We start from the raw sequence: 19222 nt of genomic DNA, 5'->3' as shown, positions 1-19222 counted from the left end.
TACGGTTTAAAGTTTACGATTAGCACTATTAAATAATGCTGAACTGTAAACTTTTAAACGGTAAACCCTAAACTTTTAAACAGTAAACCGCAGGGGCGGCCCCGCCTAAACTTTAAAACGGCAATAAGCTATCTATACTACAATGGTCTTGCCCGGTACAGCTACGGGATAGTAGCCATCTGCGCCCGGTAATAACTTAGGAAGGGCATCCCAAGCTAATTTTTCGGGGAACAGACTGATATTTGAATTAAGAGCTTCTTCCCATTTAATGACTTTACCTGAGTAAGTAGCCATCCGTCCCATGATGGAAGTCAGCGTACTTTTAGCGCCGTTTTCAGCATCAGCAAATTTGTATTCGCCTTTGGCAATGGTTTCAAACAATTCGTCATGCTCTACTTGATAAGGGTTTCTGTCACCTTTTCCTTCGTGAGCGTATAATACCTTGCCGCCTTTATAGGCTTTTAATACTGTATTGTTACCGTTAAAGCTGTCGATACGGCCTTTGGTTCCCAAAAACTTCTCATCTACAATACTGTAGGTTCCTTCGTAGTGGCGGCATTGGCTATTGATGATGGCTCCGTCGCCGTAGGTGAAATCTACAATGTGGTGGTCAAAAATTTCGCCGAACTCTTTTCCGGTACGAACCTGGCGTCCGCCTGTGCCGCGGGCTTCGGTAGGATACCCCTGTTTTACCCAGTTGGCTACGTCGATGTTGTGAATGTGTTGTTCTGTAATATGGTCACCGCACAACCAGTTGAAATAGTACCAGTTACGCATTTGGTATTCCATTTCGGTTTGACCCGGTTTGCGTGGATTATTCCATACGCCACCGGAAACCCAGTATACACTTCCGCCCACAATATCACCGATTTTGCCGTCGTGGATGCGATCCATCGCTTCACGGTAATTGCGCTGATAGTGGCGTTGAAGACCTACTACTACGTTCAATTTTTTGCGTTTGGCTTCTTCGGCAACCTCCAATACTTTACGCACACCCGGTCCATCCGTCGCTACAGGTTTTTCCATGAATATGTGCTTGTTCTGTTTAACGGCTTCTTCAAAATGCCAAGGGCGGAAACCGGGAGGCGTAGCCAAAATAACGACATCGGCCAAAGCAATTGCCTGCTTGTAAGCTTCTAAACCTACAAACATTCTTTCCTTAGGAACGTCAATTTTAGACGCTACATTTACTTCTTCTCCCGCGTCATTTTTGTATTTACGTTTGGTCAGGGCCGTGTAGGCGCCCTCCAGGCGATCCGAAAAAGCATCGGCCATTGCAACGAGCTTTACATTTTGCTTGGTGCTTAATGCCTGAGCAGCAGCACCTGTGCCGCGTCCACCGCAACCAATGAGTGCGATTTTAATAACATCATCGTTGGAGTTGTGATACCCATACGATGAAAAAGGCAGACTGCTCAGCAGTGCTCCGCCCGTAAATAAGCTTGAGGTTTTGAGGAACTCTCGGCGATTGGTTTCCATATTTAGAAAAGGTTTATGTATTGGGAACTGTGGATTATTGGTAAAATTTATAACTATTAATAATCTTCAATTAAAGGTGGATTGTAGTACGCCTCTATCTCTTCTTTGGAAGGGATTTTGAGGGGTCTTACAATTCTGAATCCAACAAAGGAGGCGCTTGTCATCCACCATTCACTTTTGGGACTTTGGGGATCAATAATCTTCCAATCAGCCGCAGAGGGGATGCGAGAGGCACTGCGACACACCAAGGCATCGTCGTCCCATGAACCGCCGCGTACGGAAGTAGGATACAGTTCCGTTACTTTTAAGAAAGCTTCTTTTGCTTCGCCATTGGCTTTTTTTGCGTAATAGTCTTTGGCGTATTGGTCAAGGGTCCATTCCATAACATTGCCGTGCATGTCGTACAGTCCCCAAGGATTAGGCTTCTTTGTGCCGATTTTTTTGTACGCCGCTCCGCTGTTGCTTTTGTACCAGCCGTGCTCGTCCAACTGCTTCGCATCATCTCCAAAGGAATAGGCCGTGGTGGTACCTGCGCGGCAGGCATATTCCCATTCGGCTTCGGTAGGCAGGCGATAAAAAACACCCGTTTTTTGATAAAGCCATTTGCAAAAATAAATGGCCGCGTATTGGGTCATGTTAATGGCCGGGTAGCTCGCACGTCCCATCCCAAATGACATGTCTACATAAGCGGGACTTGGGCGAGTACTGCCGTCGGTCTTAGTAAGGCTGTTCTCGGGGTCCGGATGGCGTTTAGCCATCTCAATTTCGATGTTTTTGGTGGTAAACAGGTCGTACAAATCCCAAGTGATTTCGTACTTGCCCATCCAAAAAGGTTCGACTTTTGTTTTATGTTGGGGGCCTTCATCTTCTTTACGGCCTTTTTCTTTGGCGGGGCTGCCCATCGTAAATTCGCCGCCCTGAATCGCTACTAAATCGTACTTCACATCGCTGCCAGAGATGGACTGCGTATAATTTTCAAGCTTCTGCTGGGCTATTGTCGACCCGCAGATTACACAAAAAAAGAGGACTTTTTTGAAAAACTGCATTGATTTTAATAATGGAAATGATTAGAAAAGTAATTACAGTGCGAAATATACCGTAAACCAACCATTTTCTTGATTGGATAAGGCAAGAATCTGCAATTTGTTTGCCAAAAATAGGACTGTATCCTTTTGGAATGAGGATTTAGAAGGAAATTTTACTGTTTTGAGTTATCAATTGTCATTAAAGGTCAAATTTTTCCCAAGTCAATTTATCGTATCTTTGGTATAACATTCGGGCTAAAAAGAAGGCAAAAACGCAAGCCACCGGTAGGGCATAAGGGATAAAGGTAAGCCCCCAATGCCCGAAGCCACACAGGGGTAACAAAAGAAGAAAAACCAGAATTTGCATACTTTGGCCCGCTTCTTTTTGTTCGGCGGGGCTTTTGGCAAAAGGCAGTTTAAGATGGGAACTGCTGATGATTTCAAAGAAGGTCAGACACCACGACATCAGATAGGCCAAAACCAGATCATCCACGGCTTTTGGCCCCCAAATGAACAGGATAAAACCCGAAATTAAGAGATAAAAAGGCGTATAAAATTTCAATAAAACGGCCTTGATATTGCCCATCACAACATCGCGCGGGGAGTCGTTAGGGGTAGCAAAATAGACCCAGGCAGCTTTAAAATCTTCACTGAAAATAGTTTGACTGTGAAACGTGGCACTGATAATATGACCCATGTAAGCAATCAGTAAAAAGGAATAACCACCCGATAGATTTTGCCACTCAGAAGGGTCGAAGATGTTTTTGCCCAGAATAAATACCATAGGGATAAGCGAACCAAGGCTTGGGTACGTACGCATTTTAAAGCGCCGGTCGCGTGAGGTGACTTTCCAGGATAATTCAAAAGTTGCTTTTTCAAGCGGGGTTGAAGTGACTTTGGAAGCCAACCAACTTACAAATCCGTGCCGCTTTTGATTGACTGTTTTTTCTGCACCACCTCCGTCACCCGTACCCAATTGAGCAATTTTTTCATTGTAACCAGGCGCTAAAAATCGAACCAATACCCACAATGACGCTAACGGCACAAGTACGGCAAGTACGGCAAAGTACCCAAAAGAAAAGTTGTACTTAATGGCCATTTCCATGGCACCGCTCATCCACAATGGAGGTAAAGCATAATGCCAGGCCTGAACGGTCGTTTGTAAATTTTCCAAATCAAGCCAGTCAAAAACTCGCCCAACCAGTTGATAACCCACCGTAACCAGCATCGTAAAGGCGATTTGGAAATAACTGATAATATCCTTGAGGCGTTCTTCACTCGTAAATTTCATCAACAAGATATACAGCAAGGCAGTGAAGAATACCGATAAAATGGCTAACAAAATCACGGAAATGATGCAGGCTAAAAAAGCAATAATGCCGTATTTGAAAAGCGTAAAAACGATAGTGAAAAATGCAATCCCAAAGGACAAAATCAATACATAGGTGGTAATGTGTACCAACCTTGCCAGCAAAATAGTACGGCTATTGACGGGGCGGGGGAGGAGTATTGCGTTATCGGTTGTATCAAGTAATAACGTGGAAAAATCAGTCACCAAGGTCATCATCGACATAATCATGATGTAGGCAAACGGAAGGCTGTAGGCATAGTAGGGGACATCAACCACAAACAGTAAAATCCCCATGAATAGCCCGAAAAAGCTTAAAATTCCAACCATCCACCAAAATGAATTGTTGGGGTCTTGGTTGGCATTGCGAGAATTATAGTTTGAAAAAGCCGCCATAGGACGGCGGTTCTGCATAATAAATTTGAGTTCAACAATGTGTCGAAGAATCTCATAATCAGCCCCCAGCCAGCGGAAAAAGCCTTTAGTAGCGTCCAGAATACGTAAAACTGCTTTAATCATAAAGGAATGACGAATTATCGAATGACGAGTGACGAATGAATTGAATTACGACGGAGGGCGCACGTGCGATGACGAATTTACGGATAACCGTAAACGGATAACGGATACACGGTTAACAGATTACCGCAAGGCTTGTAAAAAGTCGGCGGCGCGGTGGTCGTTTTCGTGGTCGCCTGTGAGTCCTTGGAAAATACTCTCCAAAGAGCCCGTTTGGGCTTGTGCTTTGAGTTCTTCAAAAGTGCCGTTGGCGATAATCGTTCCCTGATTGATAATCACAATTCGGTCGGAGATTTTCTCGACGACGTCCATAATGTGCGAACTGTAAAAAATGGTTTTGCCCGCAGCTTTGAGTTTTGCCAATACTTCTTTGACTAAAATTACGGCGTTGGCATCTAAACCCGAGAGTGGCTCGTCGAGAAAGATGACATCGGGATTGTGAATCAGTCCCGCAATGAGCAATACTTTTTGGCGCATTCCTTTGGAGAAAGTATTCATGCGTACATCGGTATGAGCCTGTAAACCAAATATTTCCAGTAATTCCATAGCTCGGCGTTCGATGAGCGCATCCTCCATTTTGTGCAGACGTCCTATAAAAAGCAGGTACTCCATGGGCGTCAATACTTCGTATAGCATGGCATTTTCGGGAATGTAACCAATCCGTTTTTTGACCTCAAGGGCATCTTCCTTAATATCGTAGCCCAATACCCGAACTTCGCCCACAAAATCGGGAATCATTCCAATCAAAATTTTGATGGTGGTACTTTTTCCTGCGCCGTTGGGGCCGATATAGCCGATGATTTCGCCGGCATAGACGTCCAAATCAATTCCTTTTAAAATAAGGTCGCGGCCATAGTATTTTTTAACGCCCCGTAAACTCACAATTGGTTGTTTTTCCATCGAAATATGATTTTGAATGCAATAAACTTCTATGTCCTTTATTGTAGACTAAAATTTGGATGAATGGTTACGTAATCACTTTTCCATGTGTTTTGCTAATGACAAACCGCAACAAGGGTTTGGCTAAGGAAAAGCTGCTGAGTGCCAATTCGGAGAGCCACTCATCGCCAAACAATCGCTGTACGGTACGTCCAATCCACAGACGAACGGAAAATTCATCTTTCCAGAGTTGTTGGTAAGAATCTTCCAATTGTTGACGATTGATTTTTTGGTGGAGAAAATCGGCAGTTAATTCAGCGGCGATTTTCCCGCCGTGAATAGCAATGGCCATGCCGTTTCCGCACAAAGGCGTAATCAGCCCTGCGGCATCACCCACCATCAGGATATGGTTTTCAACTGTCTTTTTGGGAGAAAATGAAAACTCATTGATGACTTCGGGACGCTCGTACAAAAACTCTGACTTGTTGAAAATACGGTGGAGGTGAGGGTTTTTCCACAAAACATTTTTTTCCATTTCGGAGATGCTGCCGTGTTTTCGGACATTATCGCGCGTGGTAAGGTAGCATAAGCAATATTTATCTTCTTCAATGGCTGAGATGCCGCAGTAGCCATCTTTGAAATTGTGCAGAGCAATTAAATCTTGTGGAAAATCGGTACGAATATGATACTTAACCCCTACATACGGCGATTTTTTATGGGTAAAATCGCGGTCGAGTGCTTTGTCCATTTTGGAATTTTTGCCAAAGGAACCCAAAACGATTTTGGCTGAAAAATCAAGTTTGTTGCTTGTTTTAATTCGACACTCTTCACTTGCGAACTCGACACTTTCTACGGTTTCCCCCAACACAAACTTCACCCCGACTTTTTGGGCTAATTCGTACAGTGCATAATCCAGTTTGTAACGACTTATGCCAAAACCACCCAAATCTAAATCAGTTTCCAAGACACGACCCGAAGGTGAAGTAAAGCAAAAGCGCTGTATTTCTTTGACACCCAACTCGTTGATTTTTAATCCTAAACCTTCCAAATAAGGACGTACTTCATTAGAGACGTACTCTCCGCAAACGCGGTGGAAGGGATAGTGCTTTCGCTCGATTACGATGACTGAAAACCCCCGACGCGCCAGTTCAATGCTGCTGACGAGTCCCGCCAATCCTCCTCCGATAATCACTGCATCTGTCATGTGTATTTGGGTCAAAATTTGGGGTGCAATTTGAACAAATGAGGTGAATTATGGTTCTAAAATGTAAAAAATCAACAAGATTTTCGTTATAGCAGTGGCATACTATTTTTAAGTAAAAGATTTCCTACTTCATTTACTTTCTTCACACATTAAATTTAAGACCCATGAAAACTATCCTTCAGTTTTTGTTTGTGCTTTTGGTCAGTAGTGGAATTGGCGGGATTGTGTCGTGCGGGAACTCATCTTCCGATTCGCCGCCTACGACCACAATCAATCCCAATGCCACTTGGCAGCTTACCCCCGCTTTTTCTAATTTAAGTTTCAATAGCCCTGTCGAACTCAAGCCGGCGGGCGACGGCAGCAACCGATTGTTTGTGTTAGAACAACGCGGCCTCGTAAAAGTTTTCCGTAATGAGGCAGCCGTTACCCAAGCGGAGACATTTCTGGACATTAGCACGCGGGTGTCGGCCGGCGGCGAAACGGGCTTGTTGGGCATTGCTTTTCATCCCAATTTTAGTACAAACGGACAGTTTTTTGTTAACTATACCCGGCAATTTAGTGGTCAATTGCAATCGGTGATTTCTCGTTTTCAATCCAATAAAACCATTGGCTACCCAGCTTCGGAAGAAATTTTGCTGACTTTCAACCAGCCTTATGCTAATCATAACGGGGGTAGTATTTTGTTTGGAAAAGATGGCTTTTTGTACATTGCAACAGGCGACGGTGGCTCCAGTGGCGATCCGCAAAACTACTCCCAAAATTTGGGAAGTTTGTTGGGGAAAATGCTTCGGATTGATGTTAATTCAAAAGCAAATGGCCTTAATTACGCCATTCCCCCCGATAATCCCTTTAAAACAACTGCCAATGCCCGCCCCGAAATTTATGCCTACGGCCTTCGTAATCCTTGGAAAGTGACCGAAGACCGTTCGACGGGCAAGTTTTGGATAGCCGACGTGGGCCAGAATGCGCGGGAAGAAGTAGATATTTTGGAAAAAGGGGGTAATTATGGGTGGCGCGTAGCCGAAGGCAAGGTATGTTATAGCCCCAACAATAACTGTAATCGAACGGGTTTTGTGGAGCCGGTATTTGACTACGGTACTTCGGAAGGGCGTTCGATTACGGGCGGTTATGTGTACAACGGCACCCGCCTTTCGGCTATCAAGGGGCAGTACATTTATGGTGATTACGTCAGCGGCAATGTTTGGGCGCTAAAGTATGACGAAGCCTCGAAGCAGGCCACTAATACATTATTGACGCGTTTGGTGGGTTCTTTGTCATCGTTCGGTGAAGATGAAGCGGGTGAGCTTTACTTGCTCAATTACCAAACGGGAAAAATTCAGCAATTGGAGTTTAAGTAGCATGGAAAAATAGCTTGCTATAATAAATTGCAATGAGTTGATAATGAAGGTGAAATTTCTTTACACACTAACCCGCACAGGCGGCCCCGTTTAACCTTTGCACTTTACTAAGTAGACAACTTTATATCGGAACTTTGGAGGGTAAAATCTGTTTTAAAGAAAACCCTTACGACTTACAATGGTAGAGATTAGTATTGCCGAGGAAGCCCATTTGCCCGAAATCAATCGTATCGCTCACGAAACTTGGCCAATTACTTTTTGGGAAATTCTCTCCGAAAAACAAATCAATTACATGTTGGATTGGATGTACAGCATCCCTTCGTTGACGAGCCAAATTCAGGAAAAAGGACACGTTTTCTTGATTGCTAAAGACGAAAGCGGTTACTTGGGCTACGCTTCTTATGAGCTGAATTACAATGGTTTGCCAAAAACTAAAATTCATAAAATCTATTTGCTTCCTGCCAGTCAGGGAAAGGGAGTAGGAGCGGCACTTATCAATCGGGTGGGTGAAATAGCCGTCGAAAATAGGAATGAGTCACTTTTGCTTAACGTCAACCGTTACAACAAAGCCGTTGGATTTTACGAAAAAGTAGGCTTCAAAGTAGTTGGTAATGAGGATATTGACATCGGTGACGGTTTTCTGATGGAAGATTTTATTATGGAGAAGAAATTGTGATATTCTCATTTTTTACCTATTCGAATGTATTACAGAATTTTAATCTATTTCTGGTCGGCTTCATTGAGTGTTAGTGCCCAACAAAGTTTTCAGTGGAAAGGGCAAATAAAATCAGGTAAAGAGCCTGTCTCTTTTGCAACGGTGGTAGTTTCTCCTACCCTCAAGATTTACAATGCAGATGAAAATGGCGTTATTGAAATTGATTTGAACGAAAGTGATTCCGTCAGTTTTCTTTGTTTGAGTTATCGAAGTGCAAAATTTTCAGCTGCGCAACTTAAAAGTAAATCCGAGGTACAGTTGCAGGCAGTGGCACTTCAATTAGCGGAAGTAAAGGTCAAAAATGCCTTAAAACGCGAATGGTGGGGTGGGCAAAAAGGCAGTAAAATGGGATGGAGTTTTGCGCCCGGGATGCAGGCCGCTTTTCAGATTCAAAACCCTGATAAACAAGTAGGTAAAATTAAAAAAGTGCGTTATTACATTGATAATTTTGTGCTTGGATTTGATGGTGGACATCGCGTCCCTTTTCGAGTGAAATTATATGAAGTAATTGCTTCCGGCGCTCCCGGGCGAGAATTGCTTCCCGAAGTAGTAGTAGTACAATCTGACAAACGCAAGTGGTTTGAGGTAGATGTAAGCCAATATGACTTGCAACTTCCTGAAAATGGTTTCTTTGTTGGATTTCAATTGTTACCTACTGATGTATATGCTTATAAAAAAGAGACTGTTTCAGTAAAATATGCTGATGGAAAAACTAAGAAAGAAACGCACACGATTACGATGAGTATTGGAAGCAATAAAGAATTGGAAGGGTGTTATTCTTGGCAAAGTTTTAAAGATAAATGGGTTCGCTTAGACGAATTTAAAGCAGTTAAACCTGAATTTGAAGACCGGTATAAAAATGTCAATTTTTTGATGGCAGCCGAAATTGAATATTAACTAAGTATCTTACCATTCACCCATTGTTAGCCATGCCCAATCGCCTCATACACGAAACATCACCTTACTTACAGCAACACGCTCATAATCCCGTGGATTGGTATCCGTGGGGGGAAGAGGCTTTGACCAAAGCCCGTACCGAAAACAAGCCTATTTTGGTCAGTATCGGCTATTCGGCGTGCCATTGGTGCCACGTCATGGAGCGTGAAAGCTTTGAAAAAGAGCAAGTTGCGGAGGTGATGAATGCCGATTTTGTGTGCATCAAAGTGGATAGAGAAGAGCGTCCCGACGTGGATGCAATTTATATGGACTCTTTGCAGGCAATGGGTACGCGCGGCGGTTGGCCGCTGAATGTTTTTTTGATGCCCGATGCCAAGCCTTTTTATGGGGTCACCTATTTGCCGGCTCAAAATTGGGTTCAACTGTTGCGTAGTGTCAAAAATGCGTTTGAAAATCATCACGATGATCTTGTAAAATCAGCGGAAGGATTTACGAGCAATATGCTCATCAAAGAATCCGAAAAATACGATTTGTATCCGGGACAGGAGAGAGGAGAAGCCGTTCCTTCGATAGATGATTTGCACGAAATGTTTGAAAAAATGAAACAACATTTCGATACGGAAAAAGGAGGGATGGACCGAGCCCCCAAGTTTCCGATGCCTTCGATTTATAAGTTTTTACTGCGCTATTATGCCCTTACTCAAAACCCCGAAGCGTTACGCCATATCGAACTAAGCTTAAATCGGATTGCATTAGGCGGAATTTACGACCACGTAGGGGGTGGTTGGGCGCGCTATTCGGTAGATGACGAGTGGTTTATTCCTCACTTTGAGAAAATGCTGTACGACAACGGGCAATTGTTGAGTATTTATTCGGAAGCTTACACCCTGACAAAAAACGAACTCTACAAAAGCCGCGTATACGAAACGATTGATTGGCTCGAACGCGAAATGGCAAGTGCCGAAGGAGGCTTTTATTCTGCTTTAGACGCTGACAGTGAGGGCGTAGAAGGGAAATTCTATATTTGGACACAGTCAGAATTGAAGTTAATATTGGGGGACGATTTTGAGTGGTTTTCTAAATTATATAATATCAGAGCCTCCGGAAACTGGGAGCATGGGTATAATCATTTGCATTTGGTAACCCTCTTCCCGCGCGGCATACCGTCCAACCCTTCACCCTCTGAGGGGAAGGGAGTTACTTTGTCCCCCTCCCTTATAGGGTCGGACCGTCGCACGGAGGGTTGGGGAGGGATTCAATATAAAAATGCCCTCCAAAAACTCTTCATCGCCCGCGAAAGCAGAATACGTCCGGGATTGGATGATAAAATACTGGCTTCATGGAATGGATTGATGCTGAAAGGCTTAACGGACGCTTACCGTGCTTTTGGAGAAGAAAAATTCAAAACGCTGGCGTTGAATAATGCCCGTTTTCTGAAAGAGAAAATGACGTCTAACCAACAGCTTTGGCACAATTATAAAAACGGCAAAGCAACGATTGTGGGCTTTTTGGAAGACTATGCGACCGTAGTGGATGCCTACATTGGGTTGTATCAAGCTACTTTTCAAGAAGAATGGCTGGACGAAGCCTTAAAATTGACCGCCTACGTGGTGGAAAATTTTTACGATGCTGAAGATGAACTGTTTTACTTTACAGATAGTAATGCCGAAGACTTGATTGCTCGAAAAAAAGAGGTGTTTGATAATGTGATTCCTGCTTCCAACTCACTTATGGCGCAAAATCTGTATTGGCTGGGCACTATTTTTGACCATGGAGACTACGTAAAACTGGCCGATTGGATGCTTTTGAAGATGAAACGTGCGCTTTTGACTGATGTGCAATGGGTGACCAATTGGGCGGCTTTGTACGCGTTGCGTACGCAGCCGACCGCTGAGATTGCCATCGTGGGCAAAGAAGCTGATGCCCTCCGAAAAGAACTGGAATCCCGTTTTGTCCCTAATAAAATAGTGGTAGGAACTCAGACAAGGTCTGACTTACCTCTGTTGCAGGAACGCACTGCGAAGAATGATTTGACAACAATTTACGTATGTTTTAACAAAACCTGTAATTTGCCGGTTCATACCATAAATGATGTTTGGACGCAATTAAATACCCTCAACGGATAGAAATTAACGTATACAACCCACTTTATGTCTTCTACTGCTACCTTTGAACAGAAAAAACAATTCTTGTTTTTGTTTTTGTGCGGTCTTTTTTTGACCAACGCGCTCATTGCCGAAATCATTGGAGTGAAAATTTTCTCGGTCGAAGCCCTTCTGGGAGTTGCCCCGGCTCAATTGCCTTTATTTGGCACAAAACTGGATTTCAATATGTCGGCGGGGGTGGTCAATTGGCCCATTGTTTTTATTACTTCCGACATCATCAACGAATATTTTGGCAAAAAAGGCGTTCGTCGTATTTCGTACCTGACGGCGGGGTTTATTGCCTACATGTACATCGTGATTTACTCAACCACTTCGCTGCCTCCTGCGCAATTTTGGTTGGAAGTAAACAGCAAAGACAGCCTTGGTAATACCATGAATATAGACGGCGCATTTAATGCCATATTTCGACAAGGTTTGGGTATCATGATTGGCTCCATTGTCGCGTTTTTGATTGGACAGTTATTGGACGTGACTGTTTTTTCCTGGCTGCGCCGTCGTACGGGAAGTAAATACATTTGGTTGCGAGCCACGGGCTCCACGCTGTTTTCGCAATTGGTGGATAGCTTCGTCGTCATTTTTATTGCCTTCTATTTATTCGGCAATTGGTCGGTGACGCAAATCGTGCAAGTCGGTAGCATCAATTACATTTATAAAGGGTGCATCGCTTTATTAACAACTCCGGTTTTGTACATAGCTCATTATTTAATTGACAACTACTTGGGCAAAGAAAATGCCCGTCAGTTGGCCGATGAAGCCGCAGGAATCAGTTTTACGGCGGTGTAGTATAGCATCGGTTACCGTTTAATCAATTAATTGCCTTTCTTTTGAAAATCAGGGGCTTTTGGTCTATTTTTAAAAAATAGACCCCGCCTTACCATGGTTCAAATTTTACCGCCACATCCGGCCTTGCGGCCTTTTGTAAAAGCATATTGGTATTTGTATGTATCTCATTCAAATCCTGTACCACGCTCGAATACACCTACGCCCGAGCAGGCAATTTATTTCTACCCAAAAAGCCCTCCCATTGCCTTATCAAAAGAGGGGACAGTTGTTCAATCCCCGCCTGATAATATTATCATTGGGCAATCGATCAGCCGCATAGATATGATGGTACCTAACAACTATTTGATGTTTAAAATCATCTTTCAGACAGGTGGCTTTTATCGCTTATTCGGCATTCCAATGACCGTATTTGAGAATAGTTGGGTTGAATCTACGTTGGTTTTGGGTAGCCCCATCAAAGAATTAAGAGAGCAGATACTCAACGCCAAAAGTTTTGAGGAAATGGTTAAGTTTTCTGAGCTATTTTTATTGAAGAAAGTCGTTAATTACAGATTTGATAAATTGCCAATTGACTCAGTTATGCAACAAATGGGTAAGCAAATTGGCGGTTTTTCCTTAGATAAGTTAGCAGATGAGGCTTGTTTAAGCGGCAGACAATTTGAACGAAAATTTCTGGAACGCACAGGTGTAACACCAAAATTGTTCAGCAGAATTATTCGTTTCAACCAAATTATGAAAATGAGAAACCAAAATACCAAAGACAGTTGGCTGAAAATTGCCTACGATTGTGGCTATTTTGACCAAAATCACTTGCTTCGAGATTTTAAAATGTTTACAGGGCTCGTTCCGACCCATTTTGATTTTGAAAATGCGATTATTTACTAAATCATGTCGTTTTTTTACTATGCTTCGCCCGTAACTTCTCCTCATTTTTGCAAAAAATAATCGCAAAAATGATAGTAATCTTCAAAACTGTTCAAAAACTATTCCTTTACTTGATTCTGGTACTTGTTGGTTTTTACGCAGGCATGCTTTTCAACCACAAAATTTGCCCTGTCGAAACACAGCTCACACCCATTGAATATGCCAGATATTGGAAAATAGTGGATGGGACTTTTATGCACACTCGAATGGCTATTATGGGTCCTGCCATGATGATACTATTTGCCATAACGATTTTATTGTTCGTGAAAAACTGGAAAAGTTTGACCTTCCTTTTTCTAGTCTTGGCTTTTGCTGCTTTTGCCCTTGACATAAATTTTACGTTTCGCGAACAATTGCCCATCAACGCATTTATCAACGAATTGGATTTGCAGACCATAACCGAACAGTAAACCAAACAACTGGCTGAATTTCAAAAGAAGGCAATTGCAAATTTTGATGAACGATTTATTCATAGCACTATCAGTTTCCTTTCTCTTTGCCTTACACCCTTTTTCTTGACCCGAATCAACAAATCTAAATTATAAACACAAAATGACAAACGAAACAAAAATTCAGTATATGCAGCGAGCAGCGGTCGGCTTCATGGGCATGGGCGTAGGGTTTATATATTTTGGCATTCCTTTTTGGTTTTTAAATGCCGTTGATGAGCCTTTAAAAGGGAAGACGATACTTCCTTTTCTCTATTTGATTGATGATAAACTGCCATTAACTCTAAAATTCTGGGTGCTAACTATTTCCACCATTTTTCTGTTTATTGGGGCTTACTCACTTTGGAAAGTAGGCGAACCAACGGGCTTTGGCACAAAACGAAATTTTCTTTTTGTATCAATGGCAGGTGCAGTATCTTATTTTTTAGGTGGTTGGATGCCCTTGCCATTTGCCCCATTAGGAGCATTTTTGAGTGGATTAGGCATGATACTCGTAGGAATTGCCAGCTTGAAAACCAAAATTTGGAGTGGCTGGAAACGCTATATTCCTTTAATTGCAGGTTGTTTTCCTTTTCTTTTTATGTTTCCGTTAGTTATTCTAACTGGTGCAAGACCTGCTCCTGTCATTGGGCTTTGGGGTATTCCGTGGATAGCATTGGGCATAGCGGTTTGGCAAAGAAGTAAAGAACTTTCTTCAATCCAATTTACTACACAATGATACTACTTATCAACTCCATCCGCCTCGTTGCGCTGTATTTGCTCATTCTTATTTCGGGCATTTACGCAGGGTTACATTTTTCGGGCATGATAAACCCGTTGGTTTTTGGGATTATCAATGCCAAAGGCGATTTGATGAATTCGGTAGATTGGGCCAAATCTTGGCAAATTACCGACGGATTTATGCGAGTGCGCATGGGAGTATTCGGCCCCATTATCTTGTGGGGCTATGTGTTGACCATTTTGTTGTTTATCAAAAAATGGCGAACACCGTCATTTTGGTTAATTTTAGGTGCGTTGGGACTATTTATAGCCGATGTACTCCTGACTGGCAATCAACAGATCCCCATCAATCGCTACATCGAAACCTTAGATTTTCAGCACCTTACCGCCGAGCAAGTGGCAAAAGTCAATGAAATGCACCCGCAAGTAATCAAGAATTTTCAGAGCAGGGAGTGGTTTTCTATTTTGGGTTTTGTGTTGGTAACTTTGGCAGCCTTTGTTCCAAAGTCAATTTCAAAAATTACCGTTTAATCAATTGTTTTTCAAATGATTGATAAATAGCATTTTAGGCTGTACTTTTAAAATCATCAGTCGTTATTTGATGCTATGGTTTTTGAACATATCTTACCTTCGCCTTACTTAAAACCGTTTGTCAAAAGATACCTATTGCTGCATTTTAAAGTGGGGCAGAGTGAGGCTTCGTTTATGAAACCCTACCCGCCATGCCCGGAACAATGCCTGACCTTTAATCCCCGAACTACACTCACGAGTGTGAATCAGCATACGGACGAGATAGTTAACCGTACTGCCTGCTACTTATCGGGGCAGCAAGTATCGCGACTGAATCTACACATTACTAACGATTATATGATGCTCAAAGTGGTATTTCATCCGGGGGCAATGTATCGGATTTTCGGCGTTCCGTTGGCGTTGATTACGGATCAATATGTAGATGCGCAAAGCGTGATCGGCAACGAAATTAAGACTGTCAATGAACAGATGGCTAATGCAGGGGCCTACCAACAGATTATCAACATTGCCGAAGCGTACCTTTGGAAGAAAGTCCAAAAAAGTAAAATAGTCACCAATCCGGTGAGTACAATAGGGCAGTTGTTGGTCGAAAATCCAACCCGTTTTTCATTGGACTGGCTGGCGAGCCAAGCTTGTTGGAGTCCACGGCAATTGGAAAGGCAATTTATGGAAAGAATGGGTGTCAGTCCTAAATTTTTGGCGCGTATCAGTCGTTTTGACAAGGCATTTTCGCTCAAACAAATCAATCCATCGCTTGATTGGCTAAGTATTGCGCTTCAAACAGGGTATAACGATTACCAACATTTGGTCAAAGATTTCAAACAGTTTGCAGGCGTCACGCCCAATGTAATGATGCAGGCGGAGAAAAATTCACCCGAGCGTGTATTGGGAATCGTCACCGACCACATCCCTACTCGATAAATTGGTCGTTTTTTTACCACCAATATCCTCCTAAAAGGCAAGATTTTTGAAGAAAAAATGGCCTTATGGAAAAAACCTACCGCTTTCTGCCTTATTACTTTGCATTTTTACGGTATTGGTTATTTATTGCTTTTACCAAAGCTATTTCGGTGAATTCCCCGACTTTGAGGGCGTTGTTAGCCCAATCGGTAATGTGCCGATTACCATTACGTGGGTTACTCACTTTCATGCTTTAATGATCATGGCATGGTTGCTGATGCTCATTGTGCAGCCGATTTTGATTCTTAAAAAACAACTCAATTGGCACCGCCTGTTGGGCAAAATTTCGTACGGATTGGTGGCCCTGATGATACTGTCCTTTGTATTGATTGTTCGTCAGGAACAACTCAGAGAAAAAAGCCTCCCGGTTTTTGCCTCCAATCTGCTTGACCCTATTGTGTTTGTGGTCATGTATGGTTTAGCAATTTATTATCGCAAAAAGCCCGCTTACCACGCTCGATTTATGGTCATGACGATTATAGGTTTCGTTGGCCCGGCGTTTGCCCGTATTCAGGGCCCGGCCTTAGAAACCATTTTTGCCTTGTTTGCCCTATTCCTTCTCCTCGAATGGCGTACTCGAAAAATCTATACACCTTACCTTATCAGCCTTGGGTATTACGTCACTCATTTGGGCAGCGTTGCGTATTTATTTTTTGGGAATCAAGCGTTGTTAGACAGCATTTGGCATTTTTTCTTTGGGAAAGGGTAATTTCAACGATTTTTAACAACTTCACCAAAAAGTTGCCTTGCGGTGAGAACGCCAATAAGGCCTAAGAAGACCGAAAAGCTTTTTTTGGATATTTTTTTAAGAAAATGTCCTTATTTTAGAAGTAACACCAACTTCATAAGCTGCTGATTGCGAAGAACTTCAAGGTCTATTTTGCCATGCCAGTTGATTTCCTGATAAATATCCAGCAATTCGTTTATGTTTTTGACTGCCTTTCTGTCAGCCGTTCGAATGACATCTTTTTCCTGTAAGCTTGACTTTTTCAGTAATCCATTACCCGTAGAGAGAACAATAATTCCCGTTTCATCGGGCAATCCGTAAGCTGAACGATCGCCCAATCCCTCCACGTTTTTGAGGGTTCCGTCTAAAAAGGAGACCGTTGAGGTTTTTCCGGAAAGGGATTGGGCGTTGAGTAGGGTTGGAATTGGAGGATGCAAAGCCAACTTTTTCAAAGCTGGCTTTTGTACGCCAAACTCATTCATCGGAAAGTTTTTGAAACCGATTATAAAAGCAGGGGAAGTGGAAGCTACAGTGTAATCACCTGTTGAAGTATTGACAAACAAAGGATTACCGATGACGCTATTTTCATCCGTATTGTTTTTGCGGGCCAATGTCAAAGCGGAAGAATCCGGGAACAGATTTTGGTCAATGGCAGGACCCCACTCTTTGATTTGTATCGGGTAATATTTTTTCATGACAATGTTATTCCTGAATTCGTCCCCGCTGTTTTTAAACCAAACGTGCGGGTGAAAGGAATTATTGACCATGATGTTATTCTCTACTTTTCGGTAAAAACCTTCGCGAAGTTTGAGGCCGCCGTTGAGGCAAACGTTGTTGTAGATGTGGTAATTGGAGGAGCCGTCGTCCAAATCAATGTCCCAGCCGTGGTCGCAACGAAAGCGGTTGTTACGGATAATGGTCTGTTTTTGAGCATCTAACAATATTAACTCAGGATGCACAGCGACGAGGCTGTCCATGTAGTGACGATTGGCGTACCAAAATCGGTCGCGCCCCCAGGAGTTGAACGCGCCGTGGTCGCCCGTTTCCAAAACAGTGTTAAATACGTCGTTGAACTCTAAGATATGTCCTCCCCAAGCCCCGTCGCCGATGTTGATACCCGCCCTCGGCGTGTTGTAAATGCTGTTATGACTCACCAAAATCGAAGCCGACAGTTCAATTTGTACCCCCGTAGCCTGTTTTTCCATTTGCCCCACGTCGTGGATTAGGTTATCCGATACCGTGCATTCCTGCGGGAAATTGTTGGTTTGCGGTCCCGGCGTTTTGTCCAGTTTTTCGTAAAGAATCGAAAGTTCATAGCGAAAAGAAGGAGAGCGTACTGCTTTGGAATCTCCCACAAACGCTACCGCACTCGCCCCAATGTGGTGAATGTAGCAACCGCTGATGGTATCATTTTTATTGTAATTGCTTAACACAATGGCATTTCCTCCTAAATTTGAGAATTCACAATCGGTGATTTTGCAGTTTTCGGTACCGTCAAAAAGCACGGCTCCGCCTCGGTAAAACGTCCAATCACTGCGAACCAAGGGTTCTTTGGTGTCCATAAAACTGCGCTCAGTATGGACAAAATGAAGATTTTTTAGATGAACATTGCGCAAAGGTTGTTCGGGCGTTCCGTGCAATTCAATGACATTTTTAAGCGTAGAAACTTCCACCAAAGCCGTTGGAAGATGGAGGTTGGTAGGCGGAAAAAAGTAAAGAGTTCGGCTTGATTTGTCAAAATACCATTCCCCGGGAACGTCCAATTCTTCGAAAATATTTTCTACAAAACGATGCTGTTTGTGCATGGGAGCAGGGCGATTGTTTTGCCAACCGCCTTCCAATTTCAACTCTCCTTTTTCATCTTTCCCCGTAATCAAATAATGAAAGCCGCCCCATTCCCCCGAATGGAGTGCATGTACGTAACCGCCTGTAGGATTTTTCCACGTTTTGACTCTTTCAGGCGAAATGACATCAGCGGCTGTGCCGTGAAATACGCGGGCGTTGGCGTCGTAGTTGGGATAACGCGCTAAGTGCTGTAGTTGACCGTTGATGAATAGCTGTTCAAAGGAAATAGTTGGTGGGACAACTGCCTGATAAATACCTTTTTCAAAAGGCTTCCACGAGAGGTTTAACTTTTGGCCTCCGTCAATGATTGCATTTTCGTTTTGGTAGTTGGTGATTTCCAAAGAAGAAAATAAACCCTCTTTCGCATTTAATACAAGGGTTTTGCTTTCATAATACGTCCCATCTCTCAATTGTATTTTTACGTTTTTTTCTTTGGCCTGTTTGGCCCGAACGAGTGCTTGGGCTATCGTTTTGAAAGGCTTTTGCAGAGTGCCGATGTTGCTATCATTGCCGGTAGGAGAGACGAAAAAGGTTATTTGCCCGGCAGAAGTGAAAGCAATACATACAAAACTGAGTAGGAAAACTATTTTGAATACATTCATGGGCAGTTTTTAAAAGCAGAATAAGGGATAGTGGTAAGTAAAAAAGCATCAATCGTTAATAATTTACCAATGTTAGTATAAATCAGGCAGAAGCG

17 protein-coding genes are annotated in these 19222 nt (G+C 43.0%); 11 read left to right on the top strand and 6 right to left on the bottom strand.

Going from position 1 to position 19222, the window contains the following annotated elements; translation table 11 throughout:
• Positions 1-132: 132 nt before the first annotated feature.
• The 5 genes from Q0081_RS30235 to Q0081_RS30215 form a co-directional block, all read right to left on the bottom strand.
• Positions 133-1479, bottom strand: coding sequence for a Gfo/Idh/MocA family protein (locus Q0081_RS30235; RefSeq protein WP_298362433.1), 1347 nt, complete (start codon positions 1477-1479; stop codon positions 133-135).
• Positions 1480-1535: 56 nt separating this feature from the next.
• Positions 1536-2525, bottom strand: a complete 990-nt coding sequence (locus Q0081_RS30230; protein ID WP_298362430.1) for a formylglycine-generating enzyme family protein — start codon at positions 2523-2525, stop codon at positions 1536-1538.
• 178 nt (positions 2526-2703) lie between these two features.
• On the bottom strand, positions 2704-4371 hold the full coding sequence (locus Q0081_RS30225; protein WP_298362427.1) for a hypothetical protein: 1668 nt from the start codon (positions 4369-4371) through the stop codon (positions 2704-2706).
• Between the two features lie 120 nt (positions 4372-4491).
• Positions 4492-5268: an ABC transporter ATP-binding protein gene (locus Q0081_RS30220; protein WP_298362425.1), complete on the bottom strand. Its 777-nt coding sequence runs from the start codon at positions 5266-5268 to the stop codon at positions 4492-4494.
• A gap of 67 nt (positions 5269-5335) precedes the next feature.
• Positions 5336-6466 carry an NAD(P)/FAD-dependent oxidoreductase gene (locus tag Q0081_RS30215; protein WP_310586547.1) on the bottom strand — a complete coding sequence of 377 codons (1131 nt, stop codon included), beginning with the start codon at positions 6464-6466 and terminating at the stop codon, positions 5336-5338.
• 149 nt (positions 6467-6615) lie between these two features.
• Here Q0081_RS30215 and Q0081_RS30210 point away from each other — a divergent pair, with 149 nt between their 5' ends.
• The 11 genes from Q0081_RS30210 (at position 6616) to Q0081_RS30160 (ending at position 16662) form a co-directional block, all read left to right on the top strand.
• Complete coding sequence (locus tag Q0081_RS30210) at positions 6616-7809, top strand: sorbosone dehydrogenase family protein (protein WP_298362423.1); 1194 nt, start codon at positions 6616-6618, stop codon at positions 7807-7809.
• Positions 7810-7987: 178 nt separating this feature from the next.
• Positions 7988-8485 (top strand): GNAT family N-acetyltransferase, encoded by a 498-nt coding sequence (locus Q0081_RS30205; RefSeq protein WP_298362421.1) that lies wholly within the window; start codon positions 7988-7990, stop codon positions 8483-8485.
• 24 nt (positions 8486-8509) lie between these two features.
• Entirely contained in the window at positions 8510-9421 is a 912-nt protein-coding gene (locus Q0081_RS30200) for a hypothetical protein (protein WP_298362419.1), read from the top strand.
• 32 nt (positions 9422-9453) lie between these two features.
• The gene (locus Q0081_RS30195; RefSeq protein ID WP_298362417.1) at positions 9454-11547 is read left to right on the top strand and encodes a thioredoxin domain-containing protein; all 2094 of its coding nucleotides are present in this window, start codon (positions 9454-9456) and stop codon (positions 11545-11547) included.
• Positions 11548-11571: 24 nt separating this feature from the next.
• The gene (locus Q0081_RS30190; protein ID WP_298362414.1) at positions 11572-12369 is read left to right on the top strand and encodes a queuosine precursor transporter; all 798 of its coding nucleotides are present in this window, start codon (positions 11572-11574) and stop codon (positions 12367-12369) included.
• A 93-nt stretch (positions 12370-12462) separates the two neighbouring features.
• Positions 12463-13254 carry a helix-turn-helix domain-containing protein gene (locus Q0081_RS30185; RefSeq protein ID WP_298362411.1) on the top strand — a complete coding sequence of 264 codons (792 nt, stop codon included), beginning with the start codon at positions 12463-12465 and terminating at the stop codon, positions 13252-13254.
• A 68-nt stretch (positions 13255-13322) separates the two neighbouring features.
• Positions 13323-13703: a hypothetical protein gene (locus tag Q0081_RS30180; protein ID WP_298362408.1), complete on the top strand. Its 381-nt coding sequence runs from the start codon at positions 13323-13325 to the stop codon at positions 13701-13703.
• Positions 13704-13845: 142 nt separating this feature from the next.
• On the top strand, positions 13846-14460 hold the full coding sequence (locus Q0081_RS30175) for a hypothetical protein (protein WP_298362405.1): 615 nt from the start codon (positions 13846-13848) through the stop codon (positions 14458-14460).
• Positions 14457-14993, top strand: a complete 537-nt coding sequence (locus Q0081_RS30170) for a hypothetical protein (protein WP_298362402.1) — start codon at positions 14457-14459, stop codon at positions 14991-14993. The genes Q0081_RS30175 and Q0081_RS30170 overlap by 4 nt, the downstream gene beginning before the upstream one ends.
• A 75-nt stretch (positions 14994-15068) precedes the next feature.
• Complete coding sequence (locus tag Q0081_RS30165) at positions 15069-15914, top strand: helix-turn-helix domain-containing protein (RefSeq protein WP_298362399.1); 846 nt, start codon at positions 15069-15071, stop codon at positions 15912-15914.
• Between the two features lie 46 nt (positions 15915-15960).
• On the top strand, positions 15961-16662 hold the full coding sequence (locus Q0081_RS30160; protein WP_298362396.1) for a hypothetical protein: 702 nt from the start codon (positions 15961-15963) through the stop codon (positions 16660-16662).
• A gap of 110 nt (positions 16663-16772) precedes the next feature.
• On the opposite strand, the gene Q0081_RS30155 is transcribed toward Q0081_RS30160, so the two are convergent.
• A complete protein-coding gene (locus tag Q0081_RS30155; protein WP_298362393.1) occupies positions 16773-19127 on the bottom strand; it encodes a right-handed parallel beta-helix repeat-containing protein in 2355 nt (784 codons plus the stop codon).
• Between the last annotated feature and the right edge of the window lie 95 nt (positions 19128-19222).

It is taken from the genome of Runella sp. (genome assembly GCF_027484545.1).
Taxonomy (GTDB): Bacteria; Bacteroidota; Bacteroidia; order Cytophagales; family Spirosomataceae; genus Runella.
Note: the sequence above shows the minus strand (reverse complement) of the source record. Positions and strands in the feature narration are given on the sequence as shown.